General features: G+C 61.1%; 22 protein-coding genes. 10 read left to right on the top strand and 12 right to left on the bottom strand.

Going from position 1 to position 19,364, the window contains the following annotated elements:
* Window positions 1-127: 127 nt before the first annotated feature.
* Window positions 128-1,255 (top strand): glycerophosphodiester phosphodiesterase, encoded by a 1,128-nt coding sequence (locus OQ248_RS17845; protein WP_248742510.1) that lies wholly within the window; start codon window positions 128-130, stop codon window positions 1,253-1,255.
* On the top strand, window positions 1,255-1,938 hold the full coding sequence (locus OQ248_RS17840) for a helix-turn-helix domain-containing protein (RefSeq protein WP_265813481.1): 684 nt from the start codon (window positions 1,255-1,257) through the stop codon (window positions 1,936-1,938). The genes OQ248_RS17845 and OQ248_RS17840 overlap by 1 nt, the downstream gene beginning before the upstream one ends.
* A gap of 1 nt (window position 1,939) precedes the next feature.
* Here the strand turns inward: OQ248_RS17840 and OQ248_RS17835 are convergent, their stop codons facing one another.
* Window positions 1,940-2,818: a sterol desaturase family protein gene (locus tag OQ248_RS17835; RefSeq protein ID WP_265813480.1), complete on the bottom strand. Its 879-nt coding sequence runs from the start codon at window positions 2,816-2,818 to the stop codon at window positions 1,940-1,942.
* Between the two features lie 153 nt (window positions 2,819-2,971).
* On the opposite strand from OQ248_RS17835, the gene OQ248_RS17830 reads away from it, so the two are divergent.
* Window positions 2,972-3,277, top strand: coding sequence for a PepSY domain-containing protein (locus OQ248_RS17830; protein WP_265813479.1), 306 nt, complete (start codon window positions 2,972-2,974; stop codon window positions 3,275-3,277).
* 262 nt (window positions 3,278-3,539) lie between these two features.
* Here OQ248_RS17830 and OQ248_RS17825 read toward each other — a convergent pair whose 3' ends face one another.
* Together OQ248_RS17825 and OQ248_RS17820 are read right to left on the bottom strand one after the other, a co-directional pair.
* Window positions 3,540-3,983 (bottom strand): hypothetical protein, encoded by a 444-nt coding sequence (locus OQ248_RS17825; protein WP_265813478.1) that lies wholly within the window; start codon window positions 3,981-3,983, stop codon window positions 3,540-3,542.
* 112 nt (window positions 3,984-4,095) lie between these two features.
* Complete coding sequence (locus OQ248_RS17820; RefSeq protein ID WP_265813476.1) at window positions 4,096-5,718, bottom strand: methyl-accepting chemotaxis protein; 1,623 nt, start codon at window positions 5,716-5,718, stop codon at window positions 4,096-4,098.
* Window positions 5,719-5,994: 276 nt separating this feature from the next.
* On the opposite strand from OQ248_RS17820, the gene OQ248_RS17815 reads away from it, so the two are divergent.
* On the top strand, window positions 5,995-7,017 hold the full coding sequence (locus OQ248_RS17815; protein WP_265815110.1) for a transporter: 1,023 nt from the start codon (window positions 5,995-5,997) through the stop codon (window positions 7,015-7,017).
* A 230-nt stretch (window positions 7,018-7,247) separates the two neighbouring features.
* On the top strand, window positions 7,248-8,861 hold the full coding sequence (locus tag OQ248_RS17810) for an inorganic phosphate transporter (protein ID WP_265813475.1): 1,614 nt from the start codon (window positions 7,248-7,250) through the stop codon (window positions 8,859-8,861).
* Between the two features lie 53 nt (window positions 8,862-8,914).
* Here OQ248_RS17810 and OQ248_RS17805 read toward each other — a convergent pair whose 3' ends face one another.
* Window positions 8,915-9,811 (bottom strand): LysR family transcriptional regulator, encoded by an 897-nt coding sequence (locus tag OQ248_RS17805; RefSeq protein WP_265813474.1) that lies wholly within the window; start codon window positions 9,809-9,811, stop codon window positions 8,915-8,917.
* Between the two features lie 120 nt (window positions 9,812-9,931).
* Between OQ248_RS17805 and OQ248_RS17800 the strand changes: the two genes are divergently transcribed.
* Entirely contained in the window at window positions 9,932-10,687 is a 756-nt protein-coding gene (locus OQ248_RS17800) for an SDR family oxidoreductase (protein WP_265813473.1), read from the top strand.
* Between the two features lie 57 nt (window positions 10,688-10,744).
* On the opposite strand, the gene OQ248_RS17795 is transcribed toward OQ248_RS17800, so the two are convergent.
* Entirely contained in the window at window positions 10,745-11,182 is a 438-nt protein-coding gene (locus OQ248_RS17795; RefSeq protein ID WP_265813472.1) for a multidrug/biocide efflux PACE transporter, read from the bottom strand.
* A gap of 88 nt (window positions 11,183-11,270) precedes the next feature.
* Between OQ248_RS17795 and OQ248_RS17790 the strand changes: the two genes are divergently transcribed.
* On the top strand, window positions 11,271-12,125 hold the full coding sequence (locus OQ248_RS17790; protein WP_265813471.1) for a LysR family transcriptional regulator: 855 nt from the start codon (window positions 11,271-11,273) through the stop codon (window positions 12,123-12,125).
* Between the two features lie 4 nt (window positions 12,126-12,129).
* Here the strand turns inward: OQ248_RS17790 and OQ248_RS17785 are convergent, their stop codons facing one another.
* On the bottom strand, window positions 12,130-12,966 hold the full coding sequence (locus tag OQ248_RS17785) for a LysR family transcriptional regulator (RefSeq protein WP_265813470.1): 837 nt from the start codon (window positions 12,964-12,966) through the stop codon (window positions 12,130-12,132).
* Between the two features lie 111 nt (window positions 12,967-13,077).
* Here OQ248_RS17785 and OQ248_RS17780 point away from each other — a divergent pair, with 111 nt between their 5' ends.
* Window positions 13,078-13,803 carry an SDR family oxidoreductase gene (locus tag OQ248_RS17780; RefSeq protein WP_265813469.1) on the top strand — a complete coding sequence of 242 codons (726 nt, stop codon included), beginning with the start codon at window positions 13,078-13,080 and terminating at the stop codon, window positions 13,801-13,803.
* 188 nt (window positions 13,804-13,991) lie between these two features.
* Here OQ248_RS17780 and OQ248_RS17775 read toward each other — a convergent pair whose 3' ends face one another.
* The 3 genes from OQ248_RS17775 to OQ248_RS17765 are packed head-to-tail and all read right to left on the bottom strand — an operon-like array spanning window position 13,992 to window position 16,039.
* A complete protein-coding gene (locus OQ248_RS17775; RefSeq protein ID WP_265813468.1) occupies window positions 13,992-15,236 on the bottom strand; it encodes an RNA polymerase sigma factor in 1,245 nt (414 codons plus the stop codon).
* Window positions 15,229-15,573, bottom strand: coding sequence for a YciI family protein (locus tag OQ248_RS17770; RefSeq protein ID WP_007951101.1), 345 nt, complete (start codon window positions 15,571-15,573; stop codon window positions 15,229-15,231). Before OQ248_RS17770 ends, OQ248_RS17775 begins: the two co-directional genes overlap by 8 nt.
* Window positions 15,574-15,613: 40 nt before the next feature.
* Entirely contained in the window at window positions 15,614-16,039 is a 426-nt protein-coding gene (locus OQ248_RS17765) for an SgcJ/EcaC family oxidoreductase (protein WP_265813467.1), read from the bottom strand.
* Window positions 16,040-16,181: 142 nt separating this feature from the next.
* Between OQ248_RS17765 and OQ248_RS17760 the strand changes: the two genes are divergently transcribed.
* Window positions 16,182-16,667, top strand: a complete 486-nt coding sequence (locus tag OQ248_RS17760; protein ID WP_119427903.1) for a GNAT family N-acetyltransferase — start codon at window positions 16,182-16,184, stop codon at window positions 16,665-16,667.
* Window positions 16,668-16,684: 17 nt separating this feature from the next.
* A complete protein-coding gene (locus OQ248_RS17755; RefSeq protein WP_265813466.1) occupies window positions 16,685-17,290 on the top strand; it encodes a pyridoxamine 5'-phosphate oxidase family protein in 606 nt (201 codons plus the stop codon).
* Window positions 17,291-17,295: 5 nt separating this feature from the next.
* On the opposite strand, the gene OQ248_RS17750 is transcribed toward OQ248_RS17755, so the two are convergent.
* From OQ248_RS17750 to OQ248_RS17740, 3 genes are all read right to left on the bottom strand, one after another.
* Window positions 17,296-17,784, bottom strand: a complete 489-nt coding sequence (locus OQ248_RS17750; RefSeq protein ID WP_085730321.1) for a GNAT family N-acetyltransferase — start codon at window positions 17,782-17,784, stop codon at window positions 17,296-17,298.
* A 317-nt stretch (window positions 17,785-18,101) separates the two neighbouring features.
* Window positions 18,102-18,596, bottom strand: a complete 495-nt coding sequence (locus OQ248_RS17745; RefSeq protein ID WP_085709681.1) for a GyrI-like domain-containing protein — start codon at window positions 18,594-18,596, stop codon at window positions 18,102-18,104.
* Window positions 18,597-18,665: 69 nt separating this feature from the next.
* Complete coding sequence (locus OQ248_RS17740) at window positions 18,666-19,328, bottom strand: LysE family transporter (protein WP_265813465.1); 663 nt, start codon at window positions 19,326-19,328, stop codon at window positions 18,666-18,668.
* Window positions 19,329-19,364 lie beyond the last annotated feature (36 nt).

Below are 19,364 nucleotides of genomic sequence, written 5' to 3'. Positions count from 1 at the left end.
GCAAACAAACGCACAAAAGTGCGGAAATTTTCGCTTTCAGTACGTTTATGTCGGTCTTGCGATAGCACGTTTTCGTTTGAGTTGCTAAAAGGGACATCTTCGAAAATACCTGCGAAAGGACCTCGACATGCCCGCCACGTTTACCAAAAGCGCTCTGCTGCTGAGCCTGATGCTCGGCCTCGGCCAGGCCCATGCCGCCGCCCAGCCAAGCCCTGTTGCACTCGCTGCCTCCGAGGGCATTCCGCACCCGGCGGTGATCGCCCACCGTGGCGCCTCCTTCGACGCACCGGAATCCACCGCAGCCTCCTACAAACTGGCCCGGGACCTCGGCGCCGACTACCTGGAAATGGACCTGCAGCGCAGCAAGGACGGCGTGCTATTCGCCCTGCACGACAACAACCTGCAACGCACCACCGACGTCGCCACCAAGTTCCCGGATCGCAAGGACAGCCCGGCCAACGCCTTCACCATGGCCGAACTGAAAACTCTGGACGCCGGCAGTTGGTACAACAAGGCCTACCCGGATCGCGCGCGTCCGTCCTACGTCGGCCTGCAGATTCTGACCCTGGACGAAATCATCGACATCGCCCAGGCCAACCCGCAGCACAAGCCGGGCCTGTACATCGAGACCAAGGAACCGCAACTGTTCCCCGGCATCGAGCATGACCTGAAGGAAAAACTCCAGGCTCGCGGCCTGCTGATCCCGGCCGGCGCCAAACCGGCGAAAAACGTCGCCAGCGTCGGCGAGAGCAACGGCAAGGTGATCCTGCAGACCTTCGAGAAAAACAGCCTCGAACTGCTGCAAAAGGAAATGCCGCAGGTGCCGAAGATCCTGTTGCTGTGGGTCGGCGAAGGCAGCATCGAACCGAAATCCAAGGTGACCTTTGCCGAGTCCGGCGAGAAGGACAAGAACGTTTTCTACGGCAAGCAAGAGCCGAAATCCGAAGCTGAATTCAAGCAATGGATCGACTACGCCAAGGCCCAGGGTGCCATCGGCACCGGTCCTTCGGCCAAGCTGACCCACGGCGGCGATCAGAGCTATTCGGACCTCGTGCAGCCATGGATGAACAAATACACCCACGACAAGGGCCTGCTGGTCCACGTCTACACCGTCGATGAGCCGGTGGACTACGAAAAAGTCATGGCTGCCGGCGTCGACGGCATCTTCACCAACCGCGCCAGCGAACTGCTGAAGTTCTACAAACGCCCGGCCGCCGCCAGTGTGGATCAGGTGTTGAAGAACAACGGTTTCTGATGCAACCGGACACCCCGTGGACAGGCCGCCTCTGGCTGGGGCACGACCATGGCCTGATCCACGGGATGTCGGGGCGCACTGCGCCCCACTCCCACTATGCGCATCAACTGATTCTTGCGCCTGACCGGCCAGTGACATTGCTGGTCGAGGGCGAAACCGTCACCACTTCCCGCCTATTGATTACGTCCCAGACTCGCCATGCGATTGTCGAGGCGCCGGATCCCGTGTTCACCGTGTATGCCGAACCCTTGCGGTTTGACGCCCAAGTGCTGCGTGATGCGCTGTTCGACAGTGAGCTGTCGTTGTCGGCACTGGATCACGCCATCGGCCAATGCCCACGACGCCCGCTGAATGACCCGCGAATCGAACGCGCCCTCGCCACTGTCGATGCCTCGCTGTCGAGCAAAGTCGCCGCCAGTGCCGTGGCCGATGCTGCGCACGTGTCCATGAGTCAGTTGCAGCGATTGTTCGTCAGTCAGGTCGGTTTGCCGGTGCGGCGACTCGTCTTGTGGCGACGATTGCGACTGGCGATGGCTTCAATAATCGCCGGCAGTCCGGTGACCAACGCCGCCCACGCCGCCGGGTTTGCCGATTCGGCGCACTTCTCCCGCAGCCTGAAAAAACTCTTCGGCGTCACCGCCCGCCAGGCGTTGCAGTACATCGAACTGCAACTGCTGGACTGACTCAACGTCGCAAGCCGTCCGGCACTTTCGGTTCCTTGCCCAGCGTTGCCGGTTCGAACGGATCGAGCAACTGCGCCACGTAGTCACGCGGAAAATCCGGACGACTGCCGATGCCCAGATCGCCCTCGCCGATCCGGTAATGCGCCGTGTAAAAACCGGTCCCCAACAGCCAGTCCCACAAGGTAAAGAACAGCCCGAAATTGACGTCACCGGCGCGCCCGTACTTCATGTGATGAAAGCGATGCAGCGGCGCCCAGGCAAAGATCCAGCGCAACGGGCCGACACGCATGTCCACATTCGAATGCTGCAGCAACAGTTGGATCGCAATGGCGAACGCCAGCAACACCGCTACCTCGGACGGAATGCCCAGCACCAGCAACGGCAACAACCCCGCCGTCGCTTCCAGCAATTGATGCAGTGGATGTTTCATCAAACCGTTGAACCCGTAGAGCCGCTCGACGCTGTGATGAATCGCGTGCAACCGCCACATCCACGGCACCCGGTGGCTGGCGTAATGCATCAGGCTCACGCCGGCATCGGCGATGAAAATCGCCAGGCCGACTTGCAGCCACAGCGGCCAGTTCGACGGCCATGCACCGTCAATCGCCAGCAATGTCACCAGCCCCGGCAACGCCAACAGGCCGATGGCGTTCAGCGCTTCATTGACCAGCGCGTGGAGCATGTCGCGACGTCGATCGCCGGCCGGGCGATTCCAGTTCACTTCATAAGGCAGCAGCCATTCGGCCGCGAACGACACCGCCAGCGCCACAACAAACAGCGGCATCAACCACAGCAGCGAATGCCCCGCCAATCCAATACCGCCGCCGATGAATCCAACCCAGAATACCGGCGCGTACAACCACGAAAAAAAGCGTTTCATGTCCACCTCCCTTGATCGAAGGCCGAGCATGAAAGTTGCCCGCGAACGGCGATTGAACAAATGACGCAAACACCTGCGGCGCTTTTTAAGGGTGAATTAAGTTGCGGTGACTAACCTGAACTCACTTGAACGAATCACCCAAAGGAATAACCGATGAAAACCCTGACTGCCCTGTTTACCGCTGCTGCCCTGACCCTCACCGCTGGCCTGGCCCAGGCTGATGTTCGTGTCGATCAGATCCCTGAGCTGGTCAAATCCGGCAAGATCAAGCCACTGGAAGAGCTGAACAAGATTGCCCTGGCCCTGCACCCGGGCGCGACCATCGTCGACACCGACCTGGACAATCACTTCAATGGCTATGAGTACGAAGTCGAGCTGCGTACTGCCGATGGCAAGGAATGGGGCGTTGATCTGGATGCGGCCACCGGCAAGGTTCTGAGCAACAAGCAGGATCACTGATTGCCCTGCAAGACAAAGCCGCACGATTTTTGGATCGTGCGGTTTTTTTGTATCTGGTGTTTGACGGAACTTCTGTTTCGCCTGTGAGAACCACCCCCTCACCCCAGCCCTCTCCCCAAGGGGGAGAGGGGAAAGGGAGCAGATCTCCATGGGTTTCAAATCTTGAGTTCGACTCAGAACTGTCAGGTCGGCGTAACTCGAACATTCAACTCGGTCGGTTCCCTCTCCCTCCGGGAGAGGGTTAGGGTGAGGGAAACAGGCCTCACGCGGAGGTACTGACCAACGCCCCCGACGTACTCGAATCCGACTCCTGCAACGCCGCCAACAACGCCGCCGTCGCCGTCTGCAACGAAGCCGACGTCGTCGCGATCTGCGATTGCGCAGCCGCAACATCCGCCGCCTTCGCATCCTGACTTTCCTGCTTGGCCTGAGCCGCTTGCAGCGCCTGTTGCTGTTCCTGCAATTGTTTTTGCAGTTCGGCAATCTGCTTGCGCAGTTCCTTCACGGTATCCGATTCATCATTGCTGGAGCTGCTGTCACCCGACGGCGCAGCACCACCGCCCGCCGCGACTTTGCTGGTGTCGGCCTTCACCCCGATGCTGGCCGCCGCAGAGGTCGAGGTGTCGTCGCCCGTGTCGGCAATCGATGTTTTGCTGGTAGGTGTAGTGACGGTCTGATTGATCGAAACAGACGTGATGCTGACCATGGGAAATCTCCAATGCCGGTTATAGATAACCGGCCATCGGCGATGCACACATGAATTTGAGATCGACTGTGTACCGACTCGGTAACCAGGCCGGTACACAGTCGCTGGTGGGTCAGACGCTCAGGCGAGCGGTGACGTCGTTGAGTTGCCCGGACAGGCCGTGCAGGTTCTGGCTGGCGCTTTCGGTGCGCTGCACGTTGTCGAGGTTGGTGCTGGCGATCGAAGTGATCTCGGTCAGGTTGCGCGAGATGTCTTCGGCCACCGAGGTCTGCTCTTCGGCAGCGGTGGCGATCTGGCGGTTCATGTCGCGGATCGCTTCCACCGCGTGGGTGATGCGCTCGAGCATGGCGCCGGCCTGGGTCACTTGCTCGACGCTTTCATCGCTGCGGGTCTGGCCACTGTCGATGGCGTGAGCCGCATCCACCGCGCCGGTCTGCACGCTCTGGATGATCTGGTTGATCTCGATGATCGACTCCGCCGTGCGCTGCGCGAGGTTGCGCACCTCGTCGGCCACCACCGCAAAACCACGCCCGGCTTCACCGGCCCGGGCCGCTTCGATGGCGGCGTTGAGCGCCAGCAGATTGGTCTGCTCGGCGATGCCGCGAATCACTTCCAGCACCTTGCCGATGCGCCCGCTGTCGGCTTCCAGACGACGGATCACCGTGGCGGTGTTGGCGATTTCGCCGCGCATCTGGGTGATGCTGTGGATGGTGCTCTGCATGACCTTCTCACCCTGCTGGGCGGACTGGTCGGCATCGTCGGCAGCACGCGCCGCGTCGGCCGCATGACGGGCGACTTCCTGGGCGGTGGCGGACATTTCATTCATCGCCGTGGCCACCTGATCGGTGCGGTTGAACTGCTCGTTGGTGCCGCCGGCCATCACGGTGGCGATGGCGTTCAACTCGCCGCTGGCGCTGTCCAGGTCCTTGGCGCTGCGCTGCAGGTGGTTGAAGGTTTCGGCGAGGAAATCGCGCAGGGTGTTGGCCGCAGCAGCCAGATTGCCCAGTTCGTCCTGACGGTCGCTGACCACACGCTCGACCAGACGGCCCTTACTCAGCTGGGTGACGTAGTCGATGAGTTTGCGGATCGGTTCGACCAGGTTGCGGTTGACCAGCCACAGGCTCAGCAGACCGATCAACAGACCGGAGGCGAGCATCACCAGAATCCCCAGCATCACGATGCGATCGGCGCTGGCGCTGATCAGTGCCGACTGCTCGGTGCCCTGCTTGCGCAGCTCGGCCACCAGCTCGCTCATCTGGTCACTGGCGGCGCGGTCGACGCCTTTGACCGCCACGTCGCCCGCCGTCGGATCGGCGCCAGCGGCTACGTAGGCATCGCGACCTTTCTGGTACGCGGCGCCGAGCAGACGATGCTCTTCACGCAGACGTTCGATGCGGGTTTTCAGCGAAGACTCCAGGCCTTTCTGGTTGGCCAGTTCACTGAGGATGTTCTGCACATCGCGCTGGCGATCTTCGAACTGGCCCCAGTATTTGGCCAGGTCTGCCGATTGCTTGCCGCGCAGCAGGACGTTTTTCCACTCCTGCACCTGCACCTTGAATTGCAGGTTGGCTTCGTCGATCAGTTGCGAGGTGTGCAAGGGACCGGCGATCAACTGGCTGTAGCTTTGCACGCCGTTGGACAGGAAATGAAAGCAGGCCAGCGCGATCAACAGCATCGCCAACAGGCTGCCGCTCAGCAGGGCGAGAATTTGCGCTCTCAGGGATTTTTGCAGCATCGCAGGTACTCATGACAGGGATGAGGCACGTCCGGTAAGACGTGAATTGTGGCCGGACATCCATGTCGGCGAACCTTGGCTCTTGGCCGAAGGCGCGCAACCTAACTCATGCGTGATCGGCGTGCCATAGGGCTTCTTGAGAAATATCCGACCGCCGGTAAGGCATTGATTCTGGTGTTATTTACCTGTCACCAAAACGTCACACTGCATTGCAATGATGCGGCTCAGGTGAATCTGCAAATCCCGCAACAGACGCCTTCCTTGCAGCGAGACTTCATGAACCACAGCCTGGATATCAGCCATCGCGATCCTGATCTGTTTGGCCTGCTTTACGGCTTCCGTTTTCGTCCGGGCGAGCGCGGGCGCGAAGTGGATTCGGCGACCGCCCTGCGCTGTCTGCAGGACGACAGCGACAGCGGCGAATTCCTCTGGCTGCACCTGAATCTGGCCCACGCCGCGTGCGAGCGCTGGATGAAAAGTCATCTGCAATTGCCCCAGGAATTTTTCGAGGCGCTGCATGAAGGTTCGCGCTCGACCCGCATCGAACATGTCGATTCGGCGTTGCTGGCGGTGGTCAACGACGTGGTGTTCAACCTCAGCAGCATGGTGTCGTCGGACGTGTCGACGCTGTGGGTTTGCGTGCGCAGCAAACTGATCGTCAGTGCGCGCCTGCAACCGTTGCACTCGGTGGACAAGCTGCGTTCATCGGTGAAGGCCGGCGAATGTTTTCGCTCGCCGTCGGAATTGCTCGTGCACCTGTTGCGCGACCAGGGCGAAGTGCTGACCCAGATCGTGCGCAAGACCAGCATGAGCGTCGATAAGGTCGAGGACGAACTGCTCTCCTCGCGGCTGTCGACCAACCGCGCCGAACTCGGCGCCAACCGCCGAGTGCTGGTGCGTCTGCAACGGCTGCTGGCACTGGAGCCGGGCTCGCTGCTGCGCCTGCTCAACCGGCCGCCGTCCTGGTTGCAGAAGGAAGACGTCAAGGAGCTGCGCAAATCCACCGAGGAGTTCGCGCTGATCATCAACGACCTTACGGCCCTCGGCGAGCGGATCAAGCTGTTGCAGGAAGAGATCGCCGCCAACCTCAACGAGCAGAGCAACCGCACCCTGTTCACCCTGACCGTGGTCACAGTGCTGGCGCTGCCGATCAACATCATTGCCGGTTTCTTCGGGATGAACGTCGGCGGCGTGCCGCTGGCTACCGATCCGGAAGGGTTCTGGATTCTGGTGGCGCTGGTGGCCACGTTCACCGTGATTGCCGGGCGCTGGGCGTTTCGCAAGCGCGGGGATTATTAAGAGCTGATTCCCCTTGTGGGAGCGAGCTTGCTCGCGAATGCGGACAGCTGGATGACATCTCCTTTGCTGACACACCGCAATCGCGAGCAAGCTCGCTCCCACAGTGTTACAGGCTGAATTCAGATCAGTGGATCGGCTAATCCACCGAACACTGATCTGCCGCAGTCTCTCTGTAATATTTAGCAACGATCATGGGCGACACTCCTTCCCTCGCTCAGGATTGTCCTCCCATGGCTACTCCCTCCCTGACCGCCAGCCCGGCCTCCGCTTCCAGCGGCAGGCCGGCGCTCGACAAAAAAACCGGCCCCTTCACTTACGTGGTGTTCTTCGCCGTGCTGGCCATGGGGATGCTGTTCACCGCCTACAGCCTGATGCACGACATGCACGAACTGGGCACGGTGGTCACCACCTGGACGCCGTTCCTGCTGCTCGGCGTGGCACTGCTGATTGCGCTGGGTTTCGAGTTCGTCAACGGCTTCCACGACACCGCCAACGCCGTGGCCACGGTGATCTACACCCACTCGCTGCCGCCGAACGTGGCCGTGGTCTGGTCGGGTTTCTTCAACTTCCTCGGCGTGTTGCTTTCGAGCGGCGCGGTGGCGTTCGGCATCATCGCGCTGCTGCCGGTGGAGCTGATTCTGCAGGTCGGCTCGTCCGCCGGTTTCGCGATGATCTTCGCCCTGCTGATCGCAGCGATTCTGTGGAACCTCGGCACCTGGTGGCTGGGCCTGCCGGCCTCGTCGTCGCACACGCTGATCGGTTCGATCATCGGTGTCGGCGTGGCGAATGCCCTGATGCACGGTCGCGATGGCACCAGTGGTGTGGACTGGGCCCAGGCCACCAAGATCGGTTACGCACTGCTGCTGTCGCCGCTGGTGGGTTTCGGTTGCGCCGCGTTGTTGCTGCTGGCGTTGCGTGCGTTCGTGAAGAACCGTTCGCTGTACAAGGCACCGGAAGGCAACACCCCGCCGCCATGGTGGATTCGCGGTCTGCTGATCGCCACCTGCACCGGCGTGTCCTTCGCCCACGGTTCCAACGACGGCCAGAAAGGCATGGGCCTGATCATGCTGATTCTGGTCGGCACCTTGCCGATGGCTTACGCCCTGAACCGCACCATGCCTGCGGATCAAACGTTGCAGTTCGCGGCGGTGGCCGAAGTCACCCAGCAGGCGCTGGTGAAAAGCGCCCCGCTGCCGGCCCCGGCCGATCCGCGTCCGGTGCTCTCGGATTACGTGCGCAGCAAGGAAGCCACGCCGCAATTGATCCCGGCCCTCGCCGCGCTGACCGGGCATATCGGTGAAGAGGTGAAAGGCTACGGTTCGCTGTCGAAAGTTCCGGCCGAAGCCATGGGCAACGTGCGTAACGACATGTACCTGGCCAGCGAAACCATTCGCCTGATGGACAAGAACAAGGTCGGCACCTTCGACGCCGACACCACCGGCAAGCTGCAATTGTTCAAACAGCAGATCGACAACGCCACGCGGTTCATTCCGCTGTGGGTGAAGATCGCCGTGGCGATTGCGTTGGGGCTGGGCACCATGGTCGGCTGGAAGCGGATCGTGGTCACGGTCGGCGAGAAGATCGGCAAGACCCACCTGACTTACGCCCAGGGCGCGTCGGCGGAAACCGTGGCGATGCTGACCATCGGCGCCGCCGACATGTTCGGCCTGCCGGTGTCGACCACTCATGTGTTGTCTTCGGGCGTGGCCGGGACCATGGTCGCCAACGGTGGCGGCCTGCAGATGAAGACCATCCGCAATCTGCTGATGGCGTGGGTGCTGACCTTACCGGCGGCGATTCTGCTGTCGGGCAGCCTGTATTGGTTGTTTACCCAGATATTCTGATTAACCCGGATCCCTGTGAGAGCCTTTGCTCCCACAGGGATTTGCGGCAGGAATCAGAGCGTCGAGCGAATCAACTCCCCCAGCCAGTCCATGAACACCCGCACCCGCAACGGCAGATGCCGCTGCCTGGCGTACAGCAGTGAAATGCCCATCGCCGGCGCGGTGTATTGCGGCAGCACCGTCACCACCTCACCGGTATCCAGATAAGTATTCATCCCGGTGCGCGGCACCTGGATCAGACCGAATCCTCCAAGACACGCCGACTCGTAGGCATCGGTGCTGTTGACCGTCACGCTGCCGGCCATCGGTACGCGATGGACCTGCCCGTCCTGCTCGTAGACAAATCCCTCCGAACGCGAACCCAGCACACCGACGTAGTGCACCAGCCGATGCTGCGCCAGATCTTCAAGGGTCTGCGGCACGCCGTATCGCTCCAGATACGCAGGGCTGGCGCAGTTGATCATGCTGAAGTCCCCCAGATGCCGGGCGACCACCGATTGGTCGGGCTGCGCACCGATGCGCACCACGCAATCGAAGCCTTCGGCGAGCAGATCGACCCGGCGATCGGTGCTGCTGATTTCCAGTTCCAGGTTCGGATGGCGGGCCATGAACTCCGGCAGCTTCGGCATGATCAGCCGCCGCGACAGAATGTTCGGCATATCGACCCGAATCCGCCCGGTCAGCGACGCTTCGTCCTGACGGAACAGGTTTTCGATTTCGTCCATGTGCGACAGCAGATCCTTGCTGCGCTCGTACAACGCGAGGCCGTCCTGAGTCGCCTGGACCTTGCGCGTGGTGCGTTGCAGCAGACGCGTGCCGAGCAGGCTTTCCAGCGCCTGCACCTGCTCGGACACCGTCGAACGCGGCAGCCCCAGACTCTCCCCTGCCATCGTGAAACTCGACAATTCGCTGACCCGGACGAAGGTGCGCAGCAGTTCCAGTTTGTTCATGGGCCACCTGTTGATTGTTCGGCATGACCGACCAGTGATTCCGGTTTCAGCCTGTTTATCACCCCACGGCGGATAAATAAACTTTGCTGCATCAACCGTCACTGCTCTCGAGGAAATCTCATGAACCGCAAAATCGCATTGATCACCGGTGCCAGCCGTGGCCTCGGCAAGAACGCCGCCCTGCACCTCGCCGCGCAAGGCGTGGACATCATTGGCACCTACAACAGCCGCGCCGATGAAGCGCAATCGCTGGTCGAGGAACTGAAAACACTTGGCGCCAACGCCGTGATGCTGCAACTGGATGTCGGCCGCAGCGAAGGTTTTGCCGAGTTCGCCGTGCGGATCGAACAAGCGCTGCAACAGCTCGGGCAACCGCGCTTCGATTTCCTGATCAACAACGCCGGGATTGGTGTGCATGCGTCCTTCGCCGACACCACGCCGGAACAGTTCGACCTGCTGATGAATGTGCAGTTGAAAGGGCCGTTCTTCCTGACTCAGCAACTGCTGCCGCTGATCAACGATGGCGGGCGGATCATCAACATCTCCAGCGGTCTGGCCCGATTCACCCTGCCGGGTTATGCCGCCTACGCGGCGATGAAAGGCGCAATGGAAGTGCTGACCCGATATCAGGCCAAGGAACTGGGTGCGCGACAGATCGCGGTGAATATCCTGGCACCCGGCGCCATCGAAACCGACTTCGGCGGCGGCTCGGTGCGCGACAATTCGGCGCTGAATGCGATGGTCGCCAGCAACACCGCCCTGGGCCGTGCCGGGCAGCCGGATGACATTGGTGGCGCGCTGGCGCTGTTGCTGTCGCCGGGGGCGCAGTGGATCAACGGTCAGCGGATTGAAGCGTCGGGCGGGATGTTTCTTTAAGCCCGAAAAAGTCCGGACAAAAAAATCGCAGCCCTCGCAGGCTGCGATTTTTTGTTTTCAGTTCTGGCAAGCATTGCGCATCACCAGCCGCTCGCGCACCACGTCATAACTCCAGTGGTAGATGTAGGTGTATGGCAGGAAGAACAGCAGCACGCCGATGTCGAGCAGGAACGCCTGCCACAAACTGACCGACAGCCACCAGGCAATCAGCGGCACGCCCATCACGATCAGCCCGCCCTCGAACAGCAGCGCATGTGCCACCCGCACCCAGGCGTTGTGGGCGATGTTCCAGCGCTTGAGCATCCGGTCGAAGAAGCCGTTGAACACCACGTTCCAGCCCAGGGCCAACATCGCGATAGCGATGGTGACGGCGCCCATTTCCACCAGCGGTTTGCCCATGATCCACGCCAGCAACGGCGTGCAGATCAGGATCGCCAGCAGTTCGAAACCGATGGCCTGGAAGATACGTTCAGTGATGGATTTGTTGGCAGTCATGGCCGAAGTCCTCTGTGAAGATGGTTGCCATGATCCAGCACCACACCGATACTTCATAACCAATAACCATCGACCAAGGCGATAGCTCATGGCCTCTCAGGAAGTGTTGCTGGCGTTTGTCCAGGCGGCGACCCAAGGTTCTTTTTCGGCGGCGGCGCGCAAACTCGGGCGCAGTCAGTCCACCGTCAGTGCGGCCGTCGTCAGTTTGGAGATCGACCTGGACCTGGTGCTGTTCGACCGCAGCAGCCGCAAACCGACCCTGACCCCGGCCGGCCACGTGATGCTGCAACGGGCCGAAGCGATTCTGTCCGCCACCAGCCGTCTGGAAATGACCGCCCGGCAATTGGCTCAGGGTGTCGAGCCGAAACTCACGGTGGCGATTTCCGACACTTATCAGTCCGACCGTTTCGAAGCCGCATTGGTGGGGTTCGAGCAGCGTTATCCGGATCTGGAGCTGGAATGCCTGATCGCCGAGTGCGATGACCTGATCGAACTGGTGCAGCGCGGGCGAGCGCATCTGGCATTCGCCGAAATGCAGGACAGCTACCCGCCGGATCTGGCGACCGCGACCGTTGCCGAACGTACTGAAATCGCCTTGTTCGTTGGTCGAAACCATCCATTGACGACGCAGGAATCCGTCGATCAAACAGTCCTTGAACAGCATCGCGAGCTGCGTCTGGCCACCATCGTCAATCCCTATGACAGTCGCGGCAAAGGCCGAGTGTGGTCGGCGCCGAGTTATCTGATGCTGCTGGAAATGGCCCAGAAAGGCTTCGGCTGGGCGCCACTGCCGCGCTGGCTGGTGGAGCATTTCGGCAATGACTCGCTGGTCGAACTGAAGGTGCGCGGCTGGCCGAAACCGGTGTTCGTCGATGCGCTGTGGTCGCGGCTGTACCCGCCGGGGCCGGCGGGGAGCTGGTTGTTAAGCAAGATGCTTGAGTGAAGACTCAGGCAGCGGCAATGGCCGGTGGCCGGTTGTGCTGGAAAAACTCATGCAACCCGCGCATCGTCGGTAATTCCAGCGCCTGCGCCGCATAACACAACCCCACCCGCCGGGTCGGCGCCGGCAGGTGCAGCGCACGCACGACGATGCGCTCATGCCCGCTCACCAATGACTGCGGCAACATCGCCACACCGACACCCGCCGCCACCATGTGCAACGCCTGTTGCAGTGAACCGGCATGCCCCGCCACCGCTTCCGGCGAGCGTCCGTACAGCGCCATCAACCGCTGATGCGAAGGATGTTGCGGGCAGGTGATCCAGTCCTCGATCGGCGCCCAGCCTGCCTGCACGTTTGCCATCGGATGATCGAGGGGCAGCGCCATCACATAGGACTCTTCCCACAGCGGCAGGAACAGTTCGTCCTCGCAGCACATTTCCTCCACCGCCAACCGACCGTCGCCGTGACAACCTTCTTCCAGGGTCAGCAGCAGATTGGGCAACGCCTGATGGGCCATGCGCACGAAGGCTTCGATGTGGCTGGCGGCGATATCGCCCTCGATGCCGAGGGTCAGCGGCGCACGGTTTTCGCGGCCGCGAAACATCCGGCTCAACGCCTCGGATTCGGCCACCATCCGGCGCGCCTGCGGGTACAGCAACCGGGCTTCGTCACTGACTTCCACACCACGGGGCTGACGCACGAACAGCGTCGCGCCGAGTTCTTCTTCCAGCTGTTTGATGGTCACCGACAACGTGGGCTGGCTGATGAACAGCCGTTGCGCGGCGGCGGTGATGTTGCGTTCCTCGAACACCGCGAGGAAGGCTTTGAGATGGCGGATATCCATAGGAAATTCCGATGACAGACAGAGAAATAAGGCATTTTTCAGCCTCCGGCGGGCTAAATATACTGCGTCCCGAATCTGGTTATTTGTTTTTCTTATTTCAGGAGTCCAACCATGGGCAAGCCACTGATCATCATCACCGGTGCCAGTTCGGGCATCGGCGAAGCCACCGCCCGCCGCTTGAGCGCTGCCGGCCATCCGCTGCTCTTGCTGGCCCGGCGCATCGAACGCCTTGAAGCACTGGCGCTGCCGAACACCCTCAGCCGCCGCGTCGACATCACCGACCGCGCCGCGCTGCTGGCCGCTGTGGCCGAGGCTGAAACACAGTTCGGCCCGGCCGACGCGCTGATCAACAACGCTGGCGTGATGCTGCTGGGCGAGATGAGCAAACAGGACCCGGCGCAGTGGGACCAGATGCTCGACGTCAACGTGAAAGGCCTGCTCAACGGCGTGCACGCGGTGGTCGCCGGAATGATCGAGCGCAAGCACGGCACCATCATCAACGTCAGCTCGGTGGCCGGGCGCAAGACCTTCCCGAACCATGTGGCGTATGTCGGCACCAAGTTTGCGGTGCACGGGTTGTCGGAGAACCTGCGTGAAGAACTGGCGCCGCATAACGTACGGGTAACCACTATTGCGCCGGGGGCGGTCGAGACCGAGTTGTTGAGCCACACCACGGATGAGGCGATCAAGACCGGGTATCAGGCGTGGAAGCAGGACATGGGTGGGACGGTGTTGAACGCCGAAGATGTGGCGACGGCGATTGCCTATGCGTATGGGCAGCCGCAGGGGGTTTGTATTCGGGAGATGGTGATGGCTGCTACTCGGCAACAGGCCTAATGGCGAAAGGCAAAATCAAAAGCCCCCTCACCCTGACCCTCTCCCGGAGGGAGAGGGGACTGACCGCAGTGTCTTGCGTCATCCATCGACCTGAAATACCGAGTCGATTATGGATTCACAGCAAATCGCTCAGGTCGGCGGATTTCTGCAATATCCCCGGATCGGTCCCCTCTACCTCTGGGAGAGGGCTAGGGTGAGGGCCGACGGTCCAGAGCCATGAGCCGCCCTTCAATAAACCGCCGCTCCGGCTCCTGCCGCGTCAACTCCAGCGCCCGCGAATAAGCCACCCGCGCCTCCTCAACCCGCCCCAACTGCCGACAAAACTCCGCCCGCGCCGAATGCGCCAGGTGGTAATCCTGCAATTCCCCGCGCTCCAGAATCCCTTCGATCAAGGTCAACCCCGCCAGCGCCCCATCACGCTTGGCCACCGCTACCGCCCGGTTCAACTCGATCACCGGCGACGGCACCGCCCGCAGTAACACGTCATACAGCCCGACGATCTGTTCCCAGTCCGTCTCCCCGGCCGTCGATGCTTCGGCGTGCACTGCCGCAATCGCCGCTTGCAGGCAGTAAGGCCCGAAACGCCCCGTGGTCAGGGCCCGCTCCACCAGTTCACAGCCTTCGGCAATCAGCTCGGCATTCCACAATCCGCGATCCTGATCATCCAGCAGAATCAACTCCCCATCCGGCGAAGAGCGCGCCGAGCGCCGCGATTCATGCAACAACATCAACGCCAGCAACCCCATGACCTCCGGATCCGGCAACAACTCGAGCAGCAGACGCCCGAGACGAATCGCCTCACGGGTCAAATCCTCGCGGGTCACCTGGGCGCCGCCGGACGCCGAATAGCCTTCGTTGAACACCAGATAAATTACCCGCAGCACACTGTCGAGGCGTTCAGGCAATTCGCTCAGGCTCGGGACCTGATAAGGGATTTTTGCATCACGGATCTTCGCCTTGGCCCGCACGATGCGTTGGGCAATCGCCGCCGGGGCCGAGAGGAACGCCCGGGCGATTTCTTCAGTGGTGAGGTCGCAGACTTCGCGCAGGGTCAGCGGCACTTGCGCATCGGCCGCCAGCGCCGGGTGGCAGCAGGTGAAGATCAGGCGCAGGCGATCGTCTTCCACGTCTTCAACGTCCCACTCGGACTGTTCCAGCTCTTCCAGTTGCGCCAGCAGCAACGGCTGCGAGGCCTTGAACCGCGCGCGGCGGCGCAACACGTCAATGGCCTTGAAGCGCCCGGTGGACACCAGCCACGCCCGAGGGTTGTCGGGCACACCATCCTGCTGCCAGCGCTCGACCGCGACAAAGAACGCCTCGTGCAAGGCTTCTTCGGCGAGGTCGAAATCGCCAAGCAGACGGATCAGGGTCGCAAGGATCCGCCGCGAGTCTTCGCGATAGACCTGCGCGACCCTGGCCGCGACCTCAGACATTCAACTGCCGCACGGGACGCACTTCGACGCTGCCGACCCGGGCCGCCGGAATGTTGCCGGCGACCTGGATCGCTTCATTGAGGTCCCGCGCGTCGATCAGGTAGAAACCGGCCAACTGCTCCTTGGTCTCCGCGAACGGGCCGTCGGTGATCGACAACTTGCCGTTGCGCATGCGCACCGTGGTGGCGGTCTGCACCGACTCCAGCGCTTCGGCGGCGACCATCCGGCCGCTGCCCTGGATCGACTCGGCGTAGGCCCAGCACTCGGCGTCTTCCGGGCTGTCGGGCGACGAATGCAGCAGGCGCTCATCACTGTAGACCAGGCATAAATACTTCATGGCGTTCTCCTGAATCGGACGGATCAACTATGGCTGAAGATCAGGGTTTCGCATCGAACAGCGTCGAGCCAGTCATCGGATCGAACGGCGCCGACCAGTGTTCGTGGGCAATTTTCCACGCTCCGCCGACCAGCCGATAGCAGGCAGTGGCGCGCATCCAGCAACTCTGGGTTTCACCCTTGTCATTGGTGCCGCCGCAGTTGGCGACCCAGTGGGCGAAGGCGATGTTGTCGCCCGTCTCGATGGCGATTTCGTGGAATTCGAAAATGTGCGGGCCGGGGCACATTTCCATGCAGGCCACCCAGTGGGCACGGTAGGCCTCCTTGCCCTTGAATTGCAGGGCCTTGATCGCATCGAACGAGAGGATGTCGTCGGCGTACAGGGTCATGACCTTTTCCACGTCCTTGGTCATGACGGCCTGACGGTAGGTGTCGATGATGGCTTGAATCTGCGCTTGCGTATTCATGGGTTTTCTCCCTGGTTTTTGTTGTGAAGACACCCTTTGTCGTTCGGCGACTGGGCGGATCGACAGCTGAAACAAAAAAATTCCGAAGAAGACAAAATCGCTAGAATCCGGGACTCATCTTTGTAGGAAAAAGGAAATTCCCGTGTCGGCTCGACTCGTGCCTTACGAAAGCCTGAACGCCACCCAACGCCAACAGGTCGAGGCCATTGAAATCCACGCCGAGCAGATCAAGTTCTCCGGCGACATCCACGGCGCCCTGCACACGCTGCTGTCGAAACCCGGCCCCGGCGTGAAAGGTTTTGCGCTGCTGGCCGAAGACGTACCGGTGGCATTCTTGCTGCTCAAGCGCCCGCCGGTGTTGCCGGAATGGGCCGATGAGCACAGCGCGACCCTGCATGCCTTGCAGGTCGATCACCGCGCCCAGGGCAAGGGTTATGGCAAGGCTTGTCTGCTGGCGTTGCCGGACGTGGCGCGTCAGGCCTGGCCGGAAATCAAAGGGCTGGAACTGTCGGTGGACGCCGACAACGACGCCGCGATTGCGCTGTACGCCAAATATGGCTTCGTCGACAGCGGCGAAGCGTACAAGGGTCGCATCGGTTACGAGCGGCGCATGGGCCTGTTCTTCTAATCGTCGAGGGAGCAACGATGATCGATTCAATCGAAGCGCTGGAAGCCATTTACGGATTGCCCCACGAGCGGGCAGTGCGCAAGCAGATCGGCTTTCTCAACGAGGACTATCAGGCGATGGTCCGGGTTTCGCCGCTGGTGATTGTCAGTTCGGTGGGGGCCGACGGCATCGACGGTTCACCACGTGGTGATGCGCCGGGGTTTGTGCGAATCATCGACAAACGCACCCTGGCTTTGCCGGACCGTCCGGGCAACAACCGCATCGATACCTTGCGCAACGTGCTGCACGATCCACGGGTGTCGCTGCTGTTCATCATTCCGGGGATCGGCGAGACGTTGCGGGTGAACGGCACCGCAATTATCAGCGCTGATCCGGAGTTGCTGGAAAGCTTTGCGGTCAACGGCAAACCGGCGCGCACGGTGTTGCTGGTGACGGTGGACGCGGCGTTCTTTCATTGCTCGAAAGCGTTTGTGCGTTCGGATGCGTGGAATCCGCAAACTCATCTACCGCGCTCGGCACTGCCGACGGCGGGCGCGTTTCACAAGCGTCTGAACGACGGCCAATTCGATTCCGAGGCCTATGATCGCGAGGCCCCGGCGCGGGTGCGTGAAACGCTCTACTGAGGTTTTTACAGCGTCAGAATCATCTCGTGCCACGCCATCCCGCCGTGGTCAGACTCGGACGGTTTGATGTAGGCAAAACCGAATCCGGCGTACAGCGGGATGTGCCGTTCCTTGCACATCAGGTGAATCGTCGCCTTGCCCTGGGCGCGCATGCGCTCGATGAACTCGCCCAGCAGGCGCTTGGCCAGACCCAGGCCCTGATAATCCGGGTGCACCACCACCGACATGATCACCACGTTCGGCCCCGCCGGATCGTGGCCGATCAGTTCCTTGAACGCCTCGTCGGACATCTGCACCTCGAACGCCGCGCCGGAGTTGATGAACCCGGCTACCTGCCCGTCCACTTCCGCGACGATGAAACCGTCCGGCCAGGTGGCGATGCGCGTGGCGATCTTCTCGCGGGTCGCGGCTTCGTCGCCTTCATAGGCGAGGGTTTCGATGGCGTAGCAGCGGTCCAGGTCGGCGGCGGTGACGTGGCGGATGACGGTGTTCATGGCGGCTCGAAATCAGTGAAAACAAGGACGCCAAGGATAAAGGAATAAGGTGTTCATATCGATCCGCACGGGCGGCGTAAAGCCTGCGTATAAGCGCTTTTCTTCGCAATCGGGACGGTCTATTCCTGAGCACTGTCTCTGATCACCCGAAGGGGAAACAGCTTATGAGCAGCGTGGAAATCGGTTTGTTGATGGTGTTGGGCATCAGCTTCTTCGGCTTCATCACCCTGGGCATCGACCTGTTGCGGGCGCGACGGATCAAGGGCAAATAGGGCTAGAACGGCAGCGCGAAACAGGTTCGCGCTGCCGGTTGCCCATCAGGTTTTCTTTTCGACCGGGACGCAGATTTCCAGCTTGCCGGTTTTGAGCTTCGGATTGAAATCGGCGCTGTAGCGCTCCAGCTCCGGGGCATTCAGCCCCTTGTATTCGGAGGCCGGCAGCCAGGTCTTATAGATGTACTCAAGGGTCTGCGGCAGCAGGTCGAGCGAACCCTTGTGCTCGAACACCGCGTACTGGCGCGGGAGGATTTCGATCCACGGATACTTTTCCTGCGGGAAGTCATCCAGCTTCCTGATTTCGACCCCGGCCATGTAATCGAAACCGCCGTTGCCGTCGAAATTGCTGCACACGCCGTAGGTCACTTCACCCTTCTGCCCCGGAATATTTCCGATGTGCGGGATCAGTTTTTCCCACAGCGCAGGGATGTCCTGGACGGTCTCTTTGGTGAAGCGATCGCGAAAACCTGCAATCAGCAGGAAGTGTCCATGTTCGAAGCGAGGTTCAGCCACTTCGACGCGTTTTTGCTCATCCATGACTCGACTCCTTGGAACGAAAAAAGTGGGTTCGGCTGGGAGTATAGAAGCCAAACCCGATTCGCACATTTACAGCGTATGCAGCGCATCGGCGGCGCCGGAGCCGACGAATTCGTTATAGCCGGATACGATCACGTAGACCGCGAAATAGCAGAAGATCGCTGCAGATGCCATATAGGAATAGCGCAGCAGCTTGTCGCCCAGCAGTTTGCCGCCATGGCTCGCGGCGAAGCACAGGCCCGCCGACCACAGCAGCCCGGCACACAGAAAACCGCCAAGGAACAGCGCCGAGCTCAGAGGACCGCCGCCACCGGATCGGGCAATCAATGTGCCGCCCACGGCCGCGAACCAGAGGATGGCGCTCGGCGACGACATGGCGAGAAAGATCCCGCGGAAGAACTCCTTGCGATGGGAGTTCTGCCCGACTTCGGCCGTGGCCGCCAGTTGCGCCTCGTGATGGATTGCCGAATAGATCATCTTCGCCGCGAAGTAGATCAACAGCGCCGAACCACCGATCCACAGCACCCAGCGCACGGTTTCGTATTGCAGCAAAACGGTCATTCCGGCCAGGGCCAGAACGGCATAGATCAGGTCACCGACGCAGGTGCCGAGGCCCAGGGCAAAACCCTGAAAATAGCCGCGCTGCATGGCCAGGGTGATCATCGCGATGTTGGCCACGCCGATGTCCAGGCACAGCGAAAGGCTCAGCAAGAAGCCGCTGGTGAATTCCATTGACCGTTTTCCTTGGGAAAAAAATTGTTGTCGTGC

This window comes from Pseudomonas sp. COW5 (genome assembly GCF_026240005.1).
GTDB classification, from domain to species: Bacteria; Pseudomonadota; Gammaproteobacteria; order Pseudomonadales; family Pseudomonadaceae; genus Aquipseudomonas; species Aquipseudomonas kribbensis.
The sequence above is the reverse complement of the archived record's forward strand: the minus strand, read 5'-3'. Positions and strand labels throughout refer to the sequence as shown.

Bases quoted from the DNA above. Each gene is read 5' to 3' on its own strand.
- OQ248_RS17820 (WP_265813476.1), bottom strand. From the start codon at position 5,718: ATGCTGCAAAAATCCCTGAGAGCGCAAATTCTCGCCCTGCTGAGCGGC.
- OQ248_RS17810 (WP_265813475.1), top strand. From the start codon at position 7,248: ATGGCTACTCCCTCCCTGACCGCCAGCCCGGCCTCCGCTTCCAGCGGC.
- OQ248_RS17745 (WP_085709681.1), bottom strand. From the start codon at position 18,596: ATGGATGAGCAAAAACGCGTCGAAGTGGCTGAACCTCGCTTCGAACAT.
- OQ248_RS17740 (WP_265813465.1), bottom strand. From the start codon at position 19,328: ATGGAATTCACCAGCGGCTTCTTGCTGAGCCTTTCGCTGTGCCTGGAC.
- OQ248_RS17755 (WP_265813466.1), top strand. From the start codon at position 16,685: ATGATCGATTCAATCGAAGCGCTGGAAGCCATTTACGGATTGCCCCAC.
- OQ248_RS17840 (WP_265813481.1), top strand. From the start codon at position 1,255: ATGCAACCGGACACCCCGTGGACAGGCCGCCTCTGGCTGGGGCACGAC.
- OQ248_RS17785 (WP_265813470.1), bottom strand. From the start codon at position 12,966: ATGGATATCCGCCATCTCAAAGCCTTCCTCGCGGTGTTCGAGGAACGC.
- OQ248_RS17835 (WP_265813480.1), bottom strand. From the start codon at position 2,818: ATGAAACGCTTTTTTTCGTGGTTGTACGCGCCGGTATTCTGGGTTGGA.
- OQ248_RS17825 (WP_265813478.1), bottom strand. From the start codon at position 3,983: ATGGTCAGCATCACGTCTGTTTCGATCAATCAGACCGTCACTACACCT.
- OQ248_RS17830 (WP_265813479.1), top strand. From the start codon at position 2,972: ATGAAAACCCTGACTGCCCTGTTTACCGCTGCTGCCCTGACCCTCACC.
- OQ248_RS17795 (WP_265813472.1), bottom strand. From the start codon at position 11,182: ATGACTGCCAACAAATCCATCACTGAACGTATCTTCCAGGCCATCGGT.
- OQ248_RS17770 (WP_007951101.1), bottom strand. From the start codon at position 15,573: ATGAAGTATTTATGCCTGGTCTACAGTGATGAGCGCCTGCTGCATTCG.
- OQ248_RS17780 (WP_265813469.1), top strand. From the start codon at position 13,078: ATGGGCAAGCCACTGATCATCATCACCGGTGCCAGTTCGGGCATCGGC.
- OQ248_RS17790 (WP_265813471.1), top strand. From the start codon at position 11,271: ATGGCCTCTCAGGAAGTGTTGCTGGCGTTTGTCCAGGCGGCGACCCAA.
- OQ248_RS17815 (WP_265815110.1), top strand. From the start codon at position 5,995: ATGAACCACAGCCTGGATATCAGCCATCGCGATCCTGATCTGTTTGGC.
- OQ248_RS17805 (WP_265813474.1), bottom strand. From the start codon at position 9,811: ATGAACAAACTGGAACTGCTGCGCACCTTCGTCCGGGTCAGCGAATTG.
- OQ248_RS17800 (WP_265813473.1), top strand. From the start codon at position 9,932: ATGAACCGCAAAATCGCATTGATCACCGGTGCCAGCCGTGGCCTCGGC.
- OQ248_RS17765 (WP_265813467.1), bottom strand. From the start codon at position 16,039: ATGAATACGCAAGCGCAGATTCAAGCCATCATCGACACCTACCGTCAG.
- OQ248_RS17750 (WP_085730321.1), bottom strand. From the start codon at position 17,784: ATGAACACCGTCATCCGCCACGTCACCGCCGCCGACCTGGACCGCTGC.
- OQ248_RS17775 (WP_265813468.1), bottom strand. From the start codon at position 15,236: ATGTCTGAGGTCGCGGCCAGGGTCGCGCAGGTCTATCGCGAAGACTCG.
- OQ248_RS17845 (WP_248742510.1), top strand. From the start codon at position 128: ATGCCCGCCACGTTTACCAAAAGCGCTCTGCTGCTGAGCCTGATGCTC.